Here is an 18,506-nt window from a genome sequence, read left to right on the forward strand (position 1 = left end):
CTAACCGGTGGGCTCCTTCCGGGCCAGCAGCGGCCGGAAGGAGGACGCGCCGTCGGCGGGGGTCTCCACGCGCTGGACGTCCTGGAGGTCGAAGGCGTCCGCCAGGGCCACCGACGGCGTGAAGAGCAGCACGGGGATCCGCAGGGACGCCGCGCGAGCGGACTGGACCCGGTCCCAGACGGCGTTCGCGGGCAGATCCACGTCGGGCTCCTCCAGGACGAGGAAGGACTCCGCGTCCACGTCGAACGCCCCGGCGGGCTGGACGCGGAAGCCGCGCAGGAGCGCGGCCATGCTCCGCATGGCCCCGTGAACGAGGTCGCCCAGCATCCGGGCCTCCTCCTCCGCGCCGGTGCCTGGCGCTCGAGGCTCCTCCTCCGGGGGCAGGTCCGCGTAGGAGGCGAGCAGGGCCTCCTCGGCGGGCGGCGGCTCCTGCCCGGGCGCGATGAACTCCGCCGCCACGCCCGCCAGCAGGTCCAGCGTCTCCTCCACGAGGCGCCACACGCCGTCGGGGAAGCGCTGGAGCTCCACGCGGTAGGTGTTCCAATCCACGGACAGGGACAGCCTCACGGGGCTGCGCAGGCCGTCCGTGACGCCGGGCCGGGACAGGTGCTGCTGGAGCCTCCCGTGCGCCAGCTCCCGCAGCAGGGTGAAGGCGGCGATGACGTCGCGGGTGGCCGTGCCCTCCGCATCCAGCAGGACCTCCAGCGGCTCAGGGTGCAGCACCACGCCGCGCAGCGAGCGGAGCCCATCCATCTCAAGGCAGGTGAACCGGGTGCGCATGGACGGCGAGCCTATGCCAGTGGGCGGAGACGCGAACGCCGCGAAGCTCCTCGTCGGAGCCCCGCGGCGCGCGTCACTTCCGGATCCTTCCGGCGACTACTTCCCGCCGAAGATGCCTTTGAGCTTCTTCTTCGCTTCTTCCTCCGCGCGCTGCTTCGCCTTCTCCTGCTCGGCGCGGGCCTGGTCCTCCAGCTTCTTCTTCTCCTCGTTGGCGCGCGCCTCCAGCTCCTGACGCTTCGCCTCCGCTTCGGCCTTGGCCTTGTCCTGGCCGCCCATGATGATGTCCTGCACGGCCTTGCCCTTCTCACCCAGCAGGCTGCCCGCGGCCGACACACCCGCCAGCTTCAGGATGGTCGTCGCCGCCGGCTTCACGTCGATGCCCGTCACCTCCGGGCTCCACGCCTTGCCCGTGAGCTTCAGCCCCACCGGGATGGCCTCCGTCGGCGTCACCTTGCCCGCCGTCAGCGCCTTGATGGTGGAGGGCGTCAGCGACACGCCGCCCATCAGGTCCAGCGTGCCGTCCAGCTTGATGCCGCCATCGAAGCTCATCGCCGCCTCCGGCCGCGTCCAGGTGATGGGCTTGCTCAGCTGCGCGACGCCGTTCTTGATGGTCACGCTGAAGGGCAGGTTCTCCCCCAGCGACGTGACGTCGCCGCTCTTGAGCCCCTTGGCGAACGGCAGCGCCTTGGCCAGCGGCCCCGTCACCGACGACACCAGGTCCTTGCCCAGGAAGGTGCCCTCCAGCAGGTTGCCGCTGATGCCGCCCAGCAGCGTCTGCTGGAGCTTGTCAGCCGTGTAGCCCACGCCCTGCACGTCCACGTTGCCGTTGAACTTGCCCGTCATCACCTGCTTCGGCGTGCGCTCCGCCAGGGCCTGTGCCATCTCGATGCCCTGCACCTGCACCTTCGCGGTGAAGGGCCGCGCCTCCGGCGACGGGCCCAGGCGGATGGTCGTCCCGTCCGCCACCACCTTGCCGCCGTAGAGGCCCGTGGAGAACTTCTCCACCGTGATGAGGTCGTCCACCATCTTCACCACGCCCGTCACCTGGCTCAGGTCCATCTTCGTGTAGCGCAGCGATGCGATGGAGAACTGGATGTCGCCGCGGTAGCCGTTGAAGCGCGTGGCGTCCTCCGGCGGAGGAGGCAGGGGCTTGCCGCCCGTGCGCGCGAGGACCTCCTCCTCGCTCATCAACAACTTGTCCGCATCCAGCCGCGCGCTCTTCACCGCCGCCTTGAACGTCGTCGTCGCCTTCTTGCCCGTGCCGGCCAGCGACACCGTCGCGGTGCCCGTCACCGTGTCCTCCAGCGCGCCCAGGGTCATGCTGGTGACGTTCACCGTCATCCCGCTGCCCGTCTTCGCCGGCGCGTAGGTGCCCGCCGCCGCCACGTCCAGCCGCTGTCCCGGCGCCTTGTTCACCAGCAGGCCCGGCCGCATGTCCACGCCGTCCAGGTCCGCCTTCGCGTCGAAGCGCAGCGCGCCGCCGCTGGCCGCCGCGCCCGTCACCTTCGCGTTGAGCGTCATCGCGCCGCCGGCTTCCTTCGACAACTGATCCGGCACCCGCAGCCGCACCGGCGTCAGGTTCACCGCGATGTTGATGGCCTGTTCGGCCTGCGTGCCGCTGCCGCGCACGTCCAGCCCGATGGGGCCCGCCACCATGCCCTTGAGCTGCTTCTTCAGGGGCGGGTAGTACTCGGCGATGACGGCGGGGTCCAGGTTGCGCCCCACCAGCTCGAAGCCCTCCACGGCCGGCTTGTCCGTGAGCAGCCCCTTCACGCGGCCCTTGCCCGTGATGGCCGCGGGGCCCAGGTCCAGGTTGAGCTTGTCCAGCGCCAGGTCGCCCGTCTCCAGGTCGCCCGTCACGTCCGTGTCGAGCACCACGTCCAGCGCCTTGCCACCCTCCGAGCCCGCGAACTTCATCCCCAGCGCCTTGATGACGCCCACGAGCTTCGTGGGGCCCTTGCCGCCGGGCACCGCGCCGCCCAGGTCCGCCTTCCAGTCCGCGTCCAGCGTGCCCGCCTGCAGGCCCACGTCCGGCGGCAGGAAGGGGCCCAGCGGCGCCAGGTCGATGCGGTCCGCCTTCAGCGTCACCTGCTCCGGCGTGGGCGTAAGCGTCGCCGGCAGCGGCGCCGCCTGGAGCGTCATCTTGAGGTTCTGCTTCTCCGCGAGCACCGCCGCCGCCAGGTCCACCTTCAGCGGCTTGCCCACGCGCAGGTCCTTCACCTCGATGTCCAGGTCGCGCACCGCCAGCTCCCGCGCCTGCTGGCCGCCCGCGCGGTCCACGAAGCGGATGGTGCCGTCCGTGAGCGCCGCGCGCTCCACGTGCACGCCCGACAGGTCCGTGGGCTGCGCCTCTTCTTCCGGCGCCTGCTCCGGGGGCTGCTGGGCGGCCCACTTCTCCTGGAGGCGCTGCACGTTGGTGGTGCCGTCCGCCAGCCGCAGGACGTTCACGGTGAGGCCGGACACCTCCGCGTTCCGGACCTGGATGTCCTTGCCCTTCGAAGTGAGCAGCGGCATCGCCGCCACGCTCACGTCCACCGTCTTCAGCTCCGCGAGCGGCAGGTCTTCACCCTCCGCGGGGCCCACGACGACGTTCTCAATCTGCGCGCCGACATGGGGAAAGAGCTTCGTGGAGATGTCGCCAATCTGGATGGGGCGCCCCAGCTTCTGCGAGTACGTGGCGGCCTGGTCGCGCGCCGTCTTCAGCAGGATGGCGTCCAGGCGCCACAGCACCACCGCCACGATGGCGACAAGGACGACGACGATGCCCCCCAGCACATAGGGCCAACGCTTCTTCTTCACAGCCGCCACGGTTCCTCCTCCGTCGGGAGTGCGGTCGCACGCTTAGCGCAGCGCCGAGGGCGTCGCACCTCCCATGGCTAACCGGGAGGACCGCCCGCGGCGGGAAACTTCCACTTTCCAGCGTGACGAAGGGGGTCTTGCGGAAAGTCACGCCCGGGCTCCAGCCCGCCCGCCAGACCCTGCATCTAGTCACGCCGCGCCCGCCCTGGAAGGGGAGGGCACCCGAACGACCGGGCGCCCGCTGCTACAGGTCGATGATGTCCGGCTCCATCCCGGAGGGGGGCCGCGCGTCTGGCGCGCCCTCCAGGGTGAAGCCCCAGGGCGCGTACACGGACCCTCCGGTGTACGCGTCCACGTAGAGCACCACCGGCGTGTCCAACCCTTCGTACGTCACCTCGAAGATGACCAGCCGGCCGCGCTCGTTGCCCCGGCCGTCCACCTGGGTGAACTCGCAGCAGTCCCCCATCCGGCGCCACGCCACGGGCTGTCCCTGGGGGCCTCGCAGCAGCCCGAAATAGGCCGTCACGCCCTTGTCGCCCCAGCCCACCCGCACGGGGTTCTCCGGCCGGGTGCCGTAGGTCATGGGGTCCGGCCGCTGGGGCAGCAGCGGCTGGGTGCGACGCATCACGTCCTCGAAGGACGTGCCCGGGGACGCGCAGGCCGTGAGGGCCAGCACGCCCACGCAGGCGATTCGGAACAGGGACATCGGGACCTCCGCGAGGCTCGGACACCGGGATGCTCGGCAACGGCGTCCCAAGCTGGCGTCCGCCCCTTTCGCGGCGCATCCCCTCCACCCATCCGGGCCGTCCGGTGCAGGACGCACCCCCAGGCCCAGCGCACACGCGCAAGGTCCCGGGGGGAAGGACGGCCAGGCGCGGCGCTCAGCTGAGCGACTTCAGCTCCAGCCCCAGCTCGCGGCGGTAGCGCTCGAAGCACTTCGCGCCCGCCGACAGGCGCAGGAGCGCGCCCTCCGCCAGCGGCCTCGCGCACGCGGGGTTCGCGGCCACCAGGGGACGCAGCACCTCCCGGTTCCATGTCTCCGAGTGCTTCACGTCCAGCGTGGAGTGCACCGCGTAGTAGCGCCGCACCCGCATGTCGAAGCCCAGACGCTTCAGCCCTTCGTTGACGCACGCGGTGCGCCCCGGCGCCGTCTCCTCCACGATGCCCAGCGCGCCCACCGCGTGGTACGTGTAGCGGCGGTTGAACGCGAACGCGCAGAGCAGGTTCGCCAGCGCATGCGCTTCCCACACCGTGTCCTCGTCCGTGGGCTTCAGTCCCAGCTTCGCCGCCATCTCCGCGAGCATGGGCCCGTGCATCGCGTCCTCGCGCCCGCGGCCCATCTCGTCCCAGTAGTTGCGCGCCAGCTCCAGCTTCGCCTGCGTGGGCAACTGCAACTGCGTCAGCGCCACCAGGTCGTCGAAGCCCGCCTCGCCCGCGACCTCCTGCGTGAGGAACCAGCGCATCTGTTCCAGGGACGCCTGGGTCGCGAGCCAGGGAAACAGCGGGTCCTGCTGCCCGGGCCCCGTCTCCTTCAGGTCCTCGAACCACGCGATGAAGCCGTCCGCGTCCTCAGGTGCCTCGGCGGCCCATGCCGCCATGCGCTGTCGCTCCGCCTCCACGTACTCGCCCTCCAGCAGGCGCAACTGCGTCTCCGCCTGCACGCCTGCCCTCCAACCCTCCGTCGGAAATCCCGGCGCCAGTCGCGAATGGTTGAAGCGCAAGAGGGTCCGGTGCAGACGCTCGGACAGGCGTGCGTCCTCCGCTCCTACTTCCCCAGCCACCTCGCCAAGCCCGCCCATGGTGCGCACCCTCTCTACATGTCTGGGAAGGCAGGAGTGCCTTCCGACCACATGTATGGGGATGCTCTTGAATACTGGCCACTTCACTCCCGCCACCTTCGCCGTGAGTCAGGTGCGTTGCGAGAAGGACCACGTCCGCTCCCGTGACTGCGCGTATCAGGTCGCGTGGAACATCAATCCACATATGAAGGTCGGCGCCGTCGCGTGGCGCCGGGCCTGCTCCCAGCACCGGGCCTTCCTGCGGGCCCTGCGTGACGCGGGCGCGGGCTTCTTCGAGCTGCCCTTCGTCCATGGCGCGTTCGACTCCGTGTTCGCCAAGGACAACGCGGTGCTCGTGTCACAGGAGGGGGAGCTGCGCGCGCTGCTGGCCACCATGCGCCACGGACAGCGGCGCGGGGAGCAGCTCGCGCGGGCGCGATGGTTGTCCGCGCGCGGCTTCGACGTCATTGCACCGGAGCGCGTGCACATCGAAGGGGGCGACGTGGCCATGCTGCCCCAGGGGCGCGGGGCCCTGCTGGGCTTCGGCCAGCGCTCCACGCAGCGGGCCGCGGGCGTGCTGGAGGCCTTCCTGGACGCGCCCGTCACGCCGCTGGAGCTGTGCGACCCGTACCTCTACCACCTGGACACCGCGCTCACCGTGCTGTCCGACGGCACCGCGCTCGTGTGTCCCGAGGCCTTCACCCCCGACGCCCTGCGCACCCTGGCGCGCACGGAGGGCATCCAGCAGGTGGTGCCCGTCGCGCGCGAGGACGCGCTCGCCTTCGGCCTCAACCTGGTGGAGGTGGGGAACACCGTCATCGTCGGCGCGCGGGTGCCCCGCGTGGAGGCGCTCCTGCGCGGGCTGGGGCGGAGGCCCGTCAGCGTGAAGCTGGATCAATTCCACCTGGCCGGGGGCAGCGCGGCGTGCCTCGCCGCGCGCGTGCACACCCTGCCGCCGGTGTCCGCCCAGCGCTTCCGCGAGGAGCGCGAAGCGGAGTCGGTGGCGGCGATGTCCGCGTGAGGTGGAAATGGAGAACCTCCCCGGGCGGCGTGCGCACGGGGAGGTCCGGGAAAAGCGCGGTGCCTGGGCGTCGGCTCAGGTCTGCTCGGTGGAGGCGCCTTCCGGGGCGCTGAGCCCCTCCGCCTGCCAGAAGCGGCGCGGGTGTCCGTCACCGCGCGTGCCGCCGGACAGCTTGTCCACCCAGGGGTACTTCTGGGCCTCCTCGGCGGTGTAGCCCAGGTTGAAGACGGTGGGGCTCTTGGGCTTGTCCGCGGCCTTCTCGTAGAGCGTGCCGAACACGCGGTCCCAGAAGTAGTTGGTGATGCCGAAGTTGCCCGTCTCGTTGTGGAAGTGGTGCGACATGTGCAGCCGCTTGATGTCCTTCAGGAACTTGAACTGCGGCGCGTAGTTCAGGTGCTGGATGCAGTGGCAGAACTCATAGAAGCACGTGGTCACCATGCCCCAGCCCAGCGCCGCGGCCGCGCCGGAGCGCCCGCCGATGAGGTAGCCGATGGGCGTGAGCACCAGCGCGATGGTGGGCAGCGTGGTGTGCAGCGCGCCGAAGAGCACGCGCAGGTCGTGCGGGTCCTGGTGGTGGTCGAAGTGGATGCGCTTCCACGTCACCGCCGTCGCCGCGGACTTGTAGAGGAAGCGCCCGTGCAGGATGTACCGGTGGATGAGGTACCAGCCGAACGGGTACGCCACCGTCGCCACCACCACCGCCGCCGCCATGCGCACGGGGTTTTCGAACCACTTCACCGACAGCACGATGCAGGTGATGCCGATGAGGATGTAGGCGACGACGGCGTAGTAGGTGAAGAACGAATAGACCAGGTCGCGCAACGACATCCGGTCGAGGTTGTGCTTCCGGTTCAGGAAAGAGACCGCCACGGGTATCCCCTCACAGTTGTTCCGCCGCGCGGGACCCTTGAGTCGGGTGCGCGGGACACGAAGGCTCGCTCGCACCCCGGCCCTGGGGAGATGCGGCGGCGCCTGAGCTATCAGCCTGGAAGGCCCTCGGCCCAGGAACGGCGAAGCCCTCTTAGCGTCTTCCTTGAAGCATTGAGAAGCCCCCCTGTTGGAGTGGACGCGATTGTCCGCCCGCCCGTCCTGCGTGCGACCCACGGTCGGACTTCCATGGCGGGAACGGACACCCCACCTTTCATCCCACGGACGCGAGCGATCGCACGAGGGGGCCAGATGGCGCGCAAGGCACAGGGGCAACAGGCAAGCGGGACGGGCACGGGGCGGCCGGCACGGCGGGGGAGCGCGGCGTCCAAGCGGGGCAAGGCGGCCACCGCCCCCCCTACGGAGGGGCGCCTGGAGCTGCGCCGGGACATCGCTGAATACCGGGCCGCCGCCGAGGCCCAGGCTGACCGCGTGCGCGAGCGCATCAACGCCGCGCTGGAGGTCAGCCGCCGCACCCGCGAGGAGATCGAGGCGCGCATCGCCAGCCAGCTCCACACGCCCACCGTCGTGAGGAAGCAGGCCACCCCGGCCCGCAAGCGCACCCGCGCGTCCTCCCGCACGCCCCGCGCGACTTCGGAGAAATAACCTCCGCTGGTCCTGCGGGGTCTGGACCCGGGGGCAGGGTCGTGGAGGACCGGGCGAGGACCGGGCCGCGGCGCTAGGCGCGGACGGCCGGGGCGGGCTGGGGCAGGGGCGGGAGCTCCGCGCTGGTGGACTCCAGGTCCAGGGCGGAGAGCTTGTCGGCCAGCGCCTGGGCCCGGTCTACCCCGCCCAGCGGGGATGACGCCTGGGCGCCGATGAAGCACACCCGGGCCCGCTCCAGCAGGGCCACCTGGGCGTGGAGCTGGGCGAACAGCCGCTCCCGCTTCCGGGACAGCGCGTCCAGGTGGTTGAGCTCCTCTCCCAGCGACGCGGCGGCGCGCTCCAACTGGCGCCGGGCCACGCCGTCCTGGGCGTCCTGGGCGCGCTTGCGCAGGGCCTGCACCTGCGAGTCCACGCTGCCCTGGGACGCGGAGGTGAGCTGGGCCTCCAGCACCGTGTAGGACTCGGCCAGGGTGAAGGCGTCCTCGGCCAGCTTGCCCAGCACCGCCTGGAGCTTGGCGCGGCCCGCGCCGGTGGCCAGCTTGCGCGCCTCCGTCTGGCTCTGGCGGTACAGCCCGAGCGCCCGCGCCACCAGCCCGCGCACCTCGCCGGTGAGCGTGGCCTCCAGGCGCATGCCCCGGGTGGCCACCGCGTCCAGGCTCATGGCCAGGTTCACCGGCAGCGTGCCGATGCTCCAGAAGAGCGCCATCACGCCCGCGTCCACCAGCAGGGGGAAGTAGCCCCGGCCGGAGAAGAAGCGCGCGCCGAGCACGTCCTGCACGTACAGCCCCACCGTCGTGGTGACCGCCGCCGCCCCGGCGCTCAGCGCCACCTGGGTGGAGGTGCCCAGGCCGTCACGCCCGTGGCCGCGCCACGCCAGCACGGTCGCGGCGAGCGCGCCCGCCGCCGCGTGGTCCCAGGGTGACGGCAGCCCCAGGACGTAGGGGATGGCGGGCAGAAACACCACCGCCGTGCGCACCAGGGCGTTGAAGGTGGGCAGCGGCTTCACCGCGGCGAAGGCCGCCGCCACCAGCGCCAGGGCGCTCACGTCCACCCGCATGCGCAGCACCTGCGAGGCCAGGCCCGCCACCAGCGCCATGGCCCCGGCCCCCACGAACGCGGACAGGCAGCGCGTCTCGAAGTCCTCCCGGCGGATGAATTGGATGGAGAGCGACATGGCGCACCGTCCCTGCCTGCTAGTAGGAGTTGTTCTGCCCGAAGCTCTTCATCGTCTTGCGCTTCAACTGGAGCATCTCACGCCGCACGTCGCCTTCGTCGTGGGCCTTGCCATAGGCTGCCTGGGCCGCGTCCACGTCCGCAATCTCCCCGGCGAGCGCGGACGCCGAACTGCCGAAGAGGCGACGCGCGTTGGTGAGCAGATCGATGGCTCCCTGACGGTTGCCGCTCTTCATCTCCTCCGCCGCCGCGTGCAGCTGCTGCGTGCCCAGCGCGCGGATGGCGTGCACGCGCACGTCCCGGTCCAGGTTCGCGTGCACCACCTGTTCGCTGTCCGTCACCTTCGCGCTCAGGGTCAGGAGCACCTGGGACGGCAGGTCCGCCGTCACGTCCACGTAGTCCAGGCTGGCGGCCAGCACGCTCATCTCCGCGCCGCTCGCGGGCGCGTCCAGCGTCACCTTGGCCACCACGCGCGCGGACTGGCCGCCCGTCAAATCATACAGGGGCACGCGCACCGTGTTGCCCTGGCGCGTGGACGGCAGGCCCATCACCTCCACGCTGCTCACGCCCGGCGGCAGCGTCAGCACGAGGTTGACGTTGCGCGCCACGGTGCTGGCGGCCTGCTCCAGCTCCCGCGTGAAGATGGAGGCCAGCTCCGCCGAATCGCTGATGAAGCCGGAGAAGCCGCCGCCGCGCTCGGCCATGCCGCGCATCAGCACGTCGTTGAAGCCCTCGCCCACGCCCAGCGCGCTCACGGTGATGCCCAGCTCGCGCATCCGGCCCACCTCGGAGAACAGGCCCGTGTTGGACACCAACCCTTCGGTGGGCTGGCCGTCGCTCAGCAGGATGGTGCGCGTCACCCGGTACTCCCGGGTGTAGGGGCGCACCGCCTCCGCCGCGGCCTGGAGCCCGCCGCTGATGTTGGTGGCGCCCTCCACCTCAATCCTGGAGATGGCCTGGAGCAGCGACGCGCGCGTCTGCTCGTCGATGACCACGCTGGGCAGCGTCGTCACGTTGGAGCCGTAGTGCACCAGCGCCAGCCGGTCGCCCGCGTTGAGCTGCCGCACCAGGGCCTGGGCCGCGCGCTTCGCGTCCTCCAGCTTGCCGCCCATCATGGAGCCGGAGCGGTCCACCACCAGCGCCAGGTTCACCGGCACGCGCTGGACGGTCTCCGGCTTGCGCGCCGACAGCTCGAACCACGCGAAGGCCTCACCCGGCCCCGCGCGCACGTACGCGCCGGACAGCTTGCCGGTCAGCTCCAGCGGGCCGGCCTTGCCTGACGCGGGCTGCCCCACGCCCACGGGCAGCACCAGGTGGATGGGCGCCTCGCCCGGCTGCACCACCGTGTGGCTCTGGTCCGGCCCCGTGCCCGGCGCCGGCAGCGGGGCCGACGCGACGTGGGTGGGGGGGTGGTTCCGGGGCGCGTTCAGCTTCGTGAGCGCGTCGAGCGCGAGCGCGCCCACGACCAGCAGGCCAGCAAGGGACAGCAGCAGGGTGGAGCGGCGCATGGGCGGTGTGACCTCGGCGGAGGGAGAGGCGAGCGGACGAGCACACGCTCGCAGAGGCGGGCGGACCGCGCATCCGTCAGCGGGAGGAGGGTCCTCCCGATGACCGATGGAGGGCGCCGCTCAGGCGGCCTCTGGCGGGCCGCGCCGCACCAGGTCCTCCACCGCGCCGCGCACGCGGGCCTCGTCGAAGGGCTTCTCCAGGAGCGGGTTGGGGATCTGCGCCAGGAACTCCCTCGCGCCCACGGAGAAGGCCCCGCCCGACACGAAGACGAAGCGGCGCTCCAGCCCCGGGTGGTCGCGCCGCACGGCCTCGTACACGTCCCGCCCGGCGAGGTCCGGCATCATCACGTCGCACAGCACCGCGTCGAAGCGCGGCGCCTGGGCCATGCGCTCCAGGGCCTGTCGGCCGCTGGTGGCCACCTCCACGTCGTGGTCGCGCAAGAGCCGCTGCAGCACGCGGCCCACCGCGGGCTCGTCGTCCACCACCAGCACCCGGCCTCGCGGCGCCGCGGGCGCGCGGCGCACGGCGACTTCGGCCGGACGGGACGGCGGCGTGGAGGACGGTGCGGGCAGCATCACGCGGAAGGTGCTGCCCTGGCCCAGGGTGCTGTCCACGCTGATGTCGCCGCCCAGCCCGCTGATGATGCCGTGGCAGATGGACAGCCCCAGGCCGGTGCCCACGCCCACGGGCTTGGTGGTGAAGAACGGATCAAAGATGCGGCCCATCACCTCCAGGGGGATGCCGCTGCCCGTGTCGCGCACCTCCACCACCACGCGCCCGGCCTCGGCGCGCGTGGCCACCACCACCTCGTGCTCGTGCGCGGCGCCTTCCGGGATGGCCTGCGCGGCGTTCACCACCAGGTTGAGGAACACCTGGCACAGCCGGCCCTCGTTGGCCATCACCAGGGGCACCGTGCCGAAGTCCCGCCGCAGCCGCGCGCGGTGGCGGATCTCATTCGCGGCCATCATCACCACGGAGTCCAGCACCGCGTGCACGTCCACCGGGGACACGCGCTCCTCGTCCGGCCGGGAGAAGGTCTTCAGTTGGCGGACAATTTGCCGCACGCGCTCGGCGCCCTCGCACGCCTCGCCCAGCACCTCCTGCCACTCGGCCACGTCCGGGGGGCGCACCCCGCGGGAGGCGGAGGGCGTCAGGTGGTTGCGGAACTCGTCCGACAGGAAGGCCAGGTTGGAGAGCACGAAGGCCAGCGGGTTGTTGATTTCATGCGCGATGCCCGCCGCCAGCGTGCCCACCGACGCCAGCCGGTCCGCCAGCGTCAGCCGCGCCTGGAGCTGGCGCTGCTCCGTCACGTCCCGCGCGATGGACACCACCGCCGGCTGCCCGTCGAAGCGCAGGGGCAGCGACGCCAGCTCCACCACGCGCGTGCGCCCGTCGCGCAGCACCAGCCGCCGCTCGCTGGTGAGCGGCGCCGTGGCGGCGGGCGGCGTGCCCGTGCCCGGCACGTCCGCCAGGAACTCCGACAGCGGGCGGCCCACCAGCTCCTCCGCGCGCTCGAAGCCCAGCGTGGTGACGAGCACCGCGTTGGCGTAGACGATGTGGCCGTCGCGCTCGATGGCCGCCGCGTCCGGGAAGCCCTCCATCAGCGCGCGCAGGCTGGCCTCGGAGCGCTTCAGCGCCTCCTCCACCTCGCGCCGCTCGGTGATGTCGCGCGCCAGGCCCTCCACCGCCACCACCCGGCCGCTCGCGTCCGTCACCGGCGCCACCACGTGCTCCAGCCACAGGGTGCGCCCGTCGGGGAGCAGGAAGCGCAGCACGACCGGCGCGCCGTCGGAGCTCCGGGGCGACTCCAGCAGGCGCTCCAGCGCGGGCCGGTCCTCCGGGTGCACCTGGCGGTACCACAGCTCCGGATCCGCGTAGTGCGCCTCCGGCCCCAGGCCCAGCTTGGTGCGGGCCACGCGGCTCACGTAGGAGAAGCCGCGCGGCGGCTCCCGGCGGTAGAGGTACAGCACGTCCGACGCGTTCTCCGCGAGCTGGCGGAAGCGGCGCTCGCGCTCGCGCAGCGCCCGTTCAGACTCACGCCGCTCCAGCGCCACGGAGATGGCGCCGCTGGCCGCGGACAGCAGGTCCACCTCCAGCCGGTCCCACTCGCGCGCCTCGAAGCAGTTGTCGAAGCCCACGAAGCCGACGAGCCGGCCCTGCATGCGCAGGGGCAGCACCAGCAGCGTGAGGATGTTCTGGGGCTCCAACAGCTCCCGCTCACAGGCGGGGAAGGTCGCCACGCGCCCGGTGACCACCTCGCCGCGCTCCAGGATGGGGACCCAGCGCTCCAGGGTCGGCCGCATCGGCAGCTCCTGGAGCAGCGCGTTGTCCAGCTCCGCGGCCACGCCGGGGGCGCACCACTCCGCGCGCTGGCTGCACATGAGCGCGCCCTGCAAGTTGAGGTGCGTTTCGAAGACGTAGACGCGGCTGGCGCCCGACGCCTGGCCCAGCGGCGCCAGCGCGGGCCCGTACAGGTCCCCGCCCGGGGGCACCGACAGCAGCCGCTGCTGCATGTCCACCAGGGCGGTGAGGTAGCGCTCCCGGCGGGCGAGCGCATCGCTCGTGTGCTTGCTCTCCGTGATGTCGTTGAGCGTGCCCGCCATGCCCAGCAGCGCGCCGTCCTCGTCCACCGTCACCCGGGCGAACACCGCCACCCAGCGGAAGCCGCCGTCGCGCGTGAGGTAGCGCACCTCGTGCTGGACGAACTCGCGCTCGCGCGTGAGCAGGGACGAGCACACCTCCAGCGTGCGCGTCTGGTCGTCCGGGTGCACGAAGTCCATGGCGGACCGGCCCAGGCACTCCTCCACCGGGAAGCCCGTCACCTCGGTCCACGCGGGATTGAGGAAGACCCAGCGACGCTCCGTGTCCGTCTGGAAGACGACCTCCTGGAGCGTGTCGATGACCTGCCGGAAGCGCCGCTCGCTGGGGGTCCCGTCAGGGCGGATGAACGGCATCTGCATTCAGGAGACTCGCGGTGGAAGAACTTCGCCGTGCGAACAGAACTTCATGGGTCGCGGACGTGGACAGTCGAACGATTGAGGATCGCCGCCATGCAGGCAAGGGGGCCCGTGGGAAGAGCGGGATGACGGGAAGCATTCCGTGTGCTTGATGGTGATGGGGCGGGCCTTGGGGTCTGTCTTCCTTCCCGGGAGGCGGAGATGACACCATGATGCGTGCGGAAAGCCCCAGCATGTCCTCCGGCGTCACGTCTTCCTCCAGCCGCCCGGACCCGTCCCCCGACGGGGTCCCAGAGCCCTCCGCCGACGCGGCGTTGACGCAGGGTCTGGCGGAGCAAGGCCTGCCCGTGCGTGTCGTGGGCGCGGGCGTGGAAGCGGAAGGGTGGATCCTCATCGAACGGACCGGCGCGGTCCTCGCCTTCAACACGCAGGCGGCGTTTCATTTCGGCATTCCGGCCCCTGCCCGCGTGGAGCATGGCCGCCTGCCCGGGTGTGAATGGGTGCGCGCGGACGGCACACCGCTGCCCCCGCACGAGTCGCCTCTGGCGCGGGCGCTGGCGGGCGAGCAGGTGGACGCGTCGGTGTGGGAGGTGCTCCGGCCGGACGGGACGCGCGCGCTCCTGCGGGCCACCGCGGTGCCGGTGAAGGGCGGGGACGGGCAGGTCGCGGCTGCGCTCCTGCGCACGCACGGCGTGGAGGCGCTGCCCGGCGCGGTGCTGGATGCGTCGCGGCTGCTGGCGGAGGCGGGCGCGCTGCTGGGCGAAGCGGTGGACGCGGAGGCGCAGCTCGAACCGCTGCTCAAGCTGCTGGTGCCCGCGCTGGGCGACGGCGCGCTGCTCATCCTGAAGGCGCCGGGCGAGCCCGTGCGCGTGGTGGCGTCCCTGCACGCGGACGCGGGCCGGCACGCGCTCCTGAGGGATTTACTCGGCCGCTACCCGCCTGACTCCTCCTTGTCAGGGGAGCTGCCGGAGGTGTTCGTCTCCGGCGCGGTGGGCCGCCTGCCCATCCTGTCGGAGGAGCACGTGGCGGCCATCGCGCGGGACGCGGAGCACGCGCGGCTGCTGCGCGAGGTGGGGCCGCACGGGTGCCTGAGCGTTCCTTTGGGCGCGCGCGGCGGCATGCTGGGCGCGCTGATGTTGCTGCGCTCCAACGTGCTGCGCGCCTTCGACGCGGACGAGGAGCGCTTCCTGTCGGAGCTGGCCCACCGCACCGCGCTCTACCTGGAGAACGCGCGGCTGTTGCGCGAGGCGCGCGAGGCGGTGCGCCAGCGCGACGAGTTCCTGGGCATCGCGAGCCACGAGCTGAAGACGCCGCTCACGCCGCTGAGCCTCAAGGTGCAGCTGCTCCAGAAGCAGGTGGTGGTGCTGGCACGCGAGGGCAGGCCCGTGCCCACGGAGAAGGTCGCGGAGACGCTGGACGTGGTGCAGCGCCAGGTGCGCCGGCTGTCCGGGCTGGTGGACAACCTGCTGGACGTGTCGCGCATCACGGCGGGCCGGCTGCGGCTGGAGCTGGAGGAGCTGGACCTGGCGAGCGTGGCGGCGGAGATCCTCTACCGCTTCGCCCCGGCGGCGGCACAGCACGGCACGGAGCTGGAGCTGAACGCGCCGGTGCCCGTGGTGGGCCGGTGGGACCGGCTGCGGCTGGAGCAGGTGGTGACGAACCTGGTGTCCAACGCGCTCAAGTACGGCGCGGGCCACCCGGTGGTGCTGGGCGTGGAGGGCCACGGCACGCTGGCGCGGCTCACGGTGAAGGACCACGGCATCGGCATCGCGCCGGAGGACCTGGCGCGCATCTTCGAGCGCTTCGAGCGCGCGGTGAGCGACCGGCACTACGGCGGCCTGGGCCTGGGCCTCTACATCACCCGCCAGATTGTCGAAGCGTTCGGCGGCAAGGTGCGCGCCACCAGCGAGCCCGGGCAGGGCTCCACGTTCATCCTGGAGCTGCCCCGGGGCGACATCCCGGAGGAGTGGCTCACCGCGCACGCGGCGCCGGGCCCGACGGCGGACCTGGAGCCCGCGCCGGAGCCGGAGCCGTCCTGAGCCCCGGCCGTCAGGCCACCTCCAGCACCGTCCACTCCCGCACCTCGCCCGCGAGCGTCACCTCCACGGTGTCCCCGGCGCGGCGGCCCAGCAGGGCGCGGCCCACGGGGGAGTTGGGGGTGATGACGGACAGGAAGCCGTCGCCGCCGGGGCCGGTGAGCTCCGTGCCCGCGCCGGCGGGGAGCACGAAGAAGGTGCGCTCGGCGAAGCCGTCCTCATCTTCGGTGCTGACGTCCACCAGGGCGCCCAGGCCCACGGGCCCCTGACGCGGGAAGCGGGGCAGCGCCTTCTGGCCGAAGGCGGTGAGCGCCTGGAGCTCCTCCTGGAGCCGGCGCGCGCGCTGGGCCTGGCCGGTGGCGAGGCTGCCGTACTCGATGGCGGCGCGGCCGTCCTCCTTCTTCTCGGACTCCGTGGCCAGGCTGCGGGCCGCCTCGCGGGCGTCGGCTTCGGCGCGGTGGGCCAGCCGGTCGCTCTGCTGGAGACGGTCGGCCAGTTGGTGGAGCAGGGTGTGCTTGTCGAGTGGCATGGCGGTCGTTACAGGACTGTAGCGCCCGGTGCGGCGGCCTCCAGTTTTCGGCCCGGGCCGGGCGGGGGCAGGGGATACGATGGCCCCATGACGCCTCAGGAACGCTCGCAGAAGGCCCACGAACTGGTCGCGCAAGGCGCGGTGCTGCTGGATGTCCGCACCCCGGAGGAGTTCCAGCAGGGACACCCGGAGGCCGCCCGCAACATCCCCGTGCAGGTGCTGGCCCAGCGCCTCTCGGAGGTGGGCCCGGTGGGCACGCCCGTGGTGGTGTACTGCGCGGCGGGGGGCCGCAGCGCGGTGGCCGCGGAGCTGCTGCGCAAGGGCGGCTTCCCGGAGGTGTTCGACCTCCAGTCCGTCAAGAACTGGTAGGCGCCGCGAAGGCGCCCGGGGCCGCGTGACAAGCGGGCCCGGTCCGGGCGAGCGTGCGCACCGCGCCCATGCAGACCCGCACCGCCGGCTTCCTCCTCGTCGCCCTGTCCGGCGCCTCCTTTGGCGCGCTGGGGCTGTTCGCGCGGTGGGCCTACGCGGCGGGCGCGGACATGCCCACGCTGCTGTTCCTGCGCTTCACGCTGGCGGGCCTGGTGCTCACCTGCGTGATGCTGGCGCGCCGGCGGCGCTGGCCCCGGGGCCGGGTGCTGCTGGGGCTCGTGCTGCTGGGGGCGCTGGGCTACTTCGCCGAAGGCAGCGCCTACTTCGTCGCGCTCCAGCACGCGTCCGCGGGGCTGGTGGCGCTGCTGCTGTACCTCTTCCCGGCGCTGGTGGCGGTGCTCCAGGTGGCCCTGGGCCGCGAACACCTGAGCCGCACCCGCTGGCTGGCGGTGGCGCTGGCGCTCGCGGGCACCGCGCTCACGGTGGACCCCGGGCCGGACGCGAAGCCGCTGGGCATCGCGCTGGGCGTGCTGTCGGCCGTCATCTACGCCGTCTATGTCCTGTCCAGCGCGCGCGTGGTGGGCCCGGCGGGGCCGCTCGGCGCGAGCACCGTCATCCTCCTGTCGGCGGGGCTCGCCTTCGGGGCGCTGATGCTGGCGAAGGGGCCGTCCTTCCCCCAGACGGCCGGGGGCTGGGGCGCGGTGGCGGGCCTGTCCCTGCTGTCCACGGTGGTGGCGGTGCTCACGTTCTTCGCGGGCCTGGAGCGCATCGGGCCGGTGAACACGTCGCTGTTGTCCACGCTGGAGCCGGTGATGGCGGTGGTGCTGGGCGCGCTCTTCCTGGGCGAGCGACTGTCGCTGAGGCAGGGCGCGGGCGGCCTGCTCATCCTGGTGGCGGTGGTGGTGCTGGCGGGCTCCGACCCGGCCCGCCCGGAGCCGGTGTCCCGGGCGGCCCGACCGTGAAGCCCCGCGCCGGCGGTGCCGCCGGCTACAGGCGCCGCACGAAGTGGCTCACGTCGTCCACGAAGCGCCGCGGGCGCTCGGCGTGCGGGGCGTGGCCCGTCTCCGGGTAGAGCAGGTACGTGGAGCCGCGGATGGCGCGGGCCAGGGCGCGCTGCTCCGCGACGGAGAAGAAGCCGTCCTGGTCCCCGCCGATGATGAGCGTGGGCACGCGGAGGCTCCCCAGCCGCGCCGAGTGGTCCTCCGCGATGAGCCCGTCCAGCGAGTCCTGCCACACGCGCGCGGGCAGTTTGGCGCTCTCCGCGACGAGGGTGTCCAGGTAGGACGCGGGCACCGGCCGGACGAAGGTGCTGGCCTGGAACTCGCGGATGAACGTGGGGTCCACCGGGTCCGTCAGCGTGTCCACGGCGGACTTGAGCCCCAGCGCCACCTCGTTGCCCGCCACGGTGGGCGCGGAGCCCACGAGCACCAGCGCCTTCACGCGGGAGGGCGCGTCCAGCGCCACCTGCTGCGCGATGAAGCTGCCCATGGAGTGGCCCACGAGGATGGCGCGCGAGACGCGCTTCGCGTCGAGGAACGCCACCACGTCCCGGGCGAACGCCTGCTGCGTGTAGCAGCACGCCGGGCGGGACGAGTCCCCGTGGCCGCGCTGGTCCAGCGCGTAGATGTGCAGGTCGCGCGGGAAGCGCGGCAGGTCCAGGTCCCAGGTGTGGTGCGAATCCGTGTAGCCGTGCAGGAAGACGACGACGGGCCCGTCCCGGCGGCCCTGCTCCACGTAGCGGAGCGTGACGCCGGTGGACAGCCGCACGGAGCCCTCTCGGGGCGCGGAGCCGCCATGGCGGTCGGACGCCTCCAGCGCGGCGGGAGCACTCTCAAGGTCCGGCGACGTGTCCGTGGCGGGGCCACAGCCGACGACGGACAGCAGCGCGAGGAGGCAGGGGAGGGAACGGGTCATGCGTGAGGGCCTTGGGATGGGACGTGGCGGGTGGTTCCGCCAGCGTGCCCGTCATCCTAAGGTGACCTCTGACATTCCATCCGAAAACCCGATGCGGTGGGTTGTCCC

General features: G+C 72.4%; 15 protein-coding genes. 5 read left to right on the forward strand and 10 right to left on the reverse strand.

The window, feature by feature from the left end; all coding sequences use genetic code 11:
* From OV207_RS35290 to OV207_RS35305, 4 genes are all read right to left on the reverse strand, one after another.
* A complete protein-coding gene (locus OV207_RS35290; protein ID WP_267559510.1) occupies window positions 1-780 on the reverse strand; it encodes a hypothetical protein in 780 nt (259 codons plus the stop codon).
* Window positions 781-876: 96 nt separating this feature from the next.
* Window positions 877-3,588 carry an AsmA family protein gene (locus tag OV207_RS35295; protein ID WP_267559511.1) on the reverse strand — a complete coding sequence of 904 codons (2,712 nt, stop codon included), beginning with the start codon at window positions 3,586-3,588 and terminating at the stop codon, window positions 877-879.
* A gap of 235 nt (window positions 3,589-3,823) precedes the next feature.
* Window positions 3,824-4,285 (reverse strand): fibril protein, encoded by a 462-nt coding sequence (locus OV207_RS35300; protein ID WP_193349950.1) that lies wholly within the window; start codon window positions 4,283-4,285, stop codon window positions 3,824-3,826.
* Window positions 4,286-4,460: 175 nt separating this feature from the next.
* Window positions 4,461-5,240 (reverse strand): iron-containing redox enzyme family protein, encoded by a 780-nt coding sequence (locus OV207_RS35305; RefSeq protein ID WP_267559512.1) that lies wholly within the window; start codon window positions 5,238-5,240, stop codon window positions 4,461-4,463.
* A 199-nt stretch (window positions 5,241-5,439) separates the two neighbouring features.
* Here OV207_RS35305 and OV207_RS35310 point away from each other — a divergent pair, with 199 nt between their 5' ends.
* Entirely contained in the window at window positions 5,440-6,378 is a 939-nt protein-coding gene (locus tag OV207_RS35310) for a dimethylarginine dimethylaminohydrolase family protein (RefSeq protein WP_267559513.1), read from the forward strand.
* A gap of 75 nt (window positions 6,379-6,453) precedes the next feature.
* Here OV207_RS35310 and OV207_RS35315 read toward each other — a convergent pair whose 3' ends face one another.
* The gene (locus tag OV207_RS35315; RefSeq protein ID WP_420715287.1) at window positions 6,454-7,248 is read right to left on the reverse strand and encodes a sterol desaturase family protein; all 795 of its coding nucleotides are present in this window, start codon (window positions 7,246-7,248) and stop codon (window positions 6,454-6,456) included.
* A 309-nt stretch (window positions 7,249-7,557) separates the two neighbouring features.
* Here OV207_RS35315 and OV207_RS35320 point away from each other — a divergent pair, with 309 nt between their 5' ends.
* Window positions 7,558-7,911: a hypothetical protein gene (locus OV207_RS35320; RefSeq protein WP_267559514.1), complete on the forward strand. Its 354-nt coding sequence runs from the start codon at window positions 7,558-7,560 to the stop codon at window positions 7,909-7,911.
* Window positions 7,912-7,984: 73 nt separating this feature from the next.
* Here OV207_RS35320 and OV207_RS35325 read toward each other — a convergent pair whose 3' ends face one another.
* The 3 genes from OV207_RS35325 to OV207_RS35335 form a co-directional block, all read right to left on the reverse strand.
* A complete protein-coding gene (locus OV207_RS35325) occupies window positions 7,985-9,085 on the reverse strand; it encodes a hypothetical protein (protein ID WP_267559515.1) in 1,101 nt (366 codons plus the stop codon).
* A 19-nt stretch (window positions 9,086-9,104) separates the two neighbouring features.
* A complete protein-coding gene (locus OV207_RS35330) occupies window positions 9,105-10,592 on the reverse strand; it encodes a vWA domain-containing protein (RefSeq protein WP_193349946.1) in 1,488 nt (495 codons plus the stop codon).
* Between the two features lie 120 nt (window positions 10,593-10,712).
* Window positions 10,713-13,553 carry a PAS domain S-box protein gene (locus OV207_RS35335; RefSeq protein WP_267559516.1) on the reverse strand — a complete coding sequence of 947 codons (2,841 nt, stop codon included), beginning with the start codon at window positions 13,551-13,553 and terminating at the stop codon, window positions 10,713-10,715.
* Between the two features lie 206 nt (window positions 13,554-13,759).
* Between OV207_RS35335 and OV207_RS35340 the strand changes: the two genes are divergently transcribed.
* On the forward strand, window positions 13,760-15,589 hold the full coding sequence (locus OV207_RS35340) for a sensor histidine kinase (protein ID WP_267559517.1): 1,830 nt from the start codon (window positions 13,760-13,762) through the stop codon (window positions 15,587-15,589).
* 10 nt (window positions 15,590-15,599) lie between these two features.
* Here OV207_RS35340 and OV207_RS35345 read toward each other — a convergent pair whose 3' ends face one another.
* Window positions 15,600-16,115 carry a GreA/GreB family elongation factor gene (locus OV207_RS35345; protein ID WP_193349944.1) on the reverse strand — a complete coding sequence of 172 codons (516 nt, stop codon included), beginning with the start codon at window positions 16,113-16,115 and terminating at the stop codon, window positions 15,600-15,602.
* Between the two features lie 87 nt (window positions 16,116-16,202).
* On the opposite strand from OV207_RS35345, the gene OV207_RS35350 reads away from it, so the two are divergent.
* Entirely contained in the window at window positions 16,203-16,484 is a 282-nt protein-coding gene (locus OV207_RS35350) for a rhodanese-like domain-containing protein (protein ID WP_193349943.1), read from the forward strand.
* A gap of 68 nt (window positions 16,485-16,552) precedes the next feature.
* A complete protein-coding gene (locus tag OV207_RS35355; RefSeq protein WP_267559520.1) occupies window positions 16,553-17,446 on the forward strand; it encodes a DMT family transporter in 894 nt (297 codons plus the stop codon).
* A 25-nt stretch (window positions 17,447-17,471) separates the two neighbouring features.
* On the opposite strand, the gene OV207_RS35360 is transcribed toward OV207_RS35355, so the two are convergent.
* Entirely contained in the window at window positions 17,472-18,398 is a 927-nt protein-coding gene (locus OV207_RS35360) for an alpha/beta fold hydrolase (protein WP_267559521.1), read from the reverse strand.
* Window positions 18,399-18,506 lie beyond the last annotated feature (108 nt).

Source organism: Corallococcus sp. BB11-1 (genome assembly GCF_026626625.1).
Lineage (GTDB): Bacteria > Myxococcota > Myxococcia > Myxococcales > Myxococcaceae > Corallococcus > Corallococcus soli.

Coding starts and splice junctions, on each gene's coding strand:
- OV207_RS35345 (WP_193349944.1), bottom strand. CDS start 16,115: ATGCCACTCGACAAGCACACCCTGCTCCACCAACTGGCCGACCGTCTC.
- OV207_RS35335 (WP_267559516.1), bottom strand. CDS start 13,553: ATGCAGATGCCGTTCATCCGCCCTGACGGGACCCCCAGCGAGCGGCGC.
- OV207_RS35340 (WP_267559517.1), top strand. CDS start 13,760: ATGATGCGTGCGGAAAGCCCCAGCATGTCCTCCGGCGTCACGTCTTCC.
- OV207_RS35325 (WP_267559515.1), bottom strand. CDS start 9,085: ATGTCGCTCTCCATCCAATTCATCCGCCGGGAGGACTTCGAGACGCGC.
- OV207_RS35290 (WP_267559510.1), bottom strand. CDS start 780: ATGCGCACCCGGTTCACCTGCCTTGAGATGGATGGGCTCCGCTCGCTG.
- OV207_RS35310 (WP_267559513.1), top strand. CDS start 5,440: ATGCTCTTGAATACTGGCCACTTCACTCCCGCCACCTTCGCCGTGAGT.
- OV207_RS35320 (WP_267559514.1), top strand. CDS start 7,558: ATGGCGCGCAAGGCACAGGGGCAACAGGCAAGCGGGACGGGCACGGGG.
- OV207_RS35355 (WP_267559520.1), top strand. CDS start 16,553: ATGCAGACCCGCACCGCCGGCTTCCTCCTCGTCGCCCTGTCCGGCGCC.
- OV207_RS35330 (WP_193349946.1), bottom strand. CDS start 10,592: ATGCGCCGCTCCACCCTGCTGCTGTCCCTTGCTGGCCTGCTGGTCGTG.
- OV207_RS35360 (WP_267559521.1), bottom strand. CDS start 18,398: ATGACCCGTTCCCTCCCCTGCCTCCTCGCGCTGCTGTCCGTCGTCGGC.
- OV207_RS35350 (WP_193349943.1), top strand. CDS start 16,203: ATGACGCCTCAGGAACGCTCGCAGAAGGCCCACGAACTGGTCGCGCAA.
- OV207_RS35300 (WP_193349950.1), bottom strand. CDS start 4,285: ATGTCCCTGTTCCGAATCGCCTGCGTGGGCGTGCTGGCCCTCACGGCC.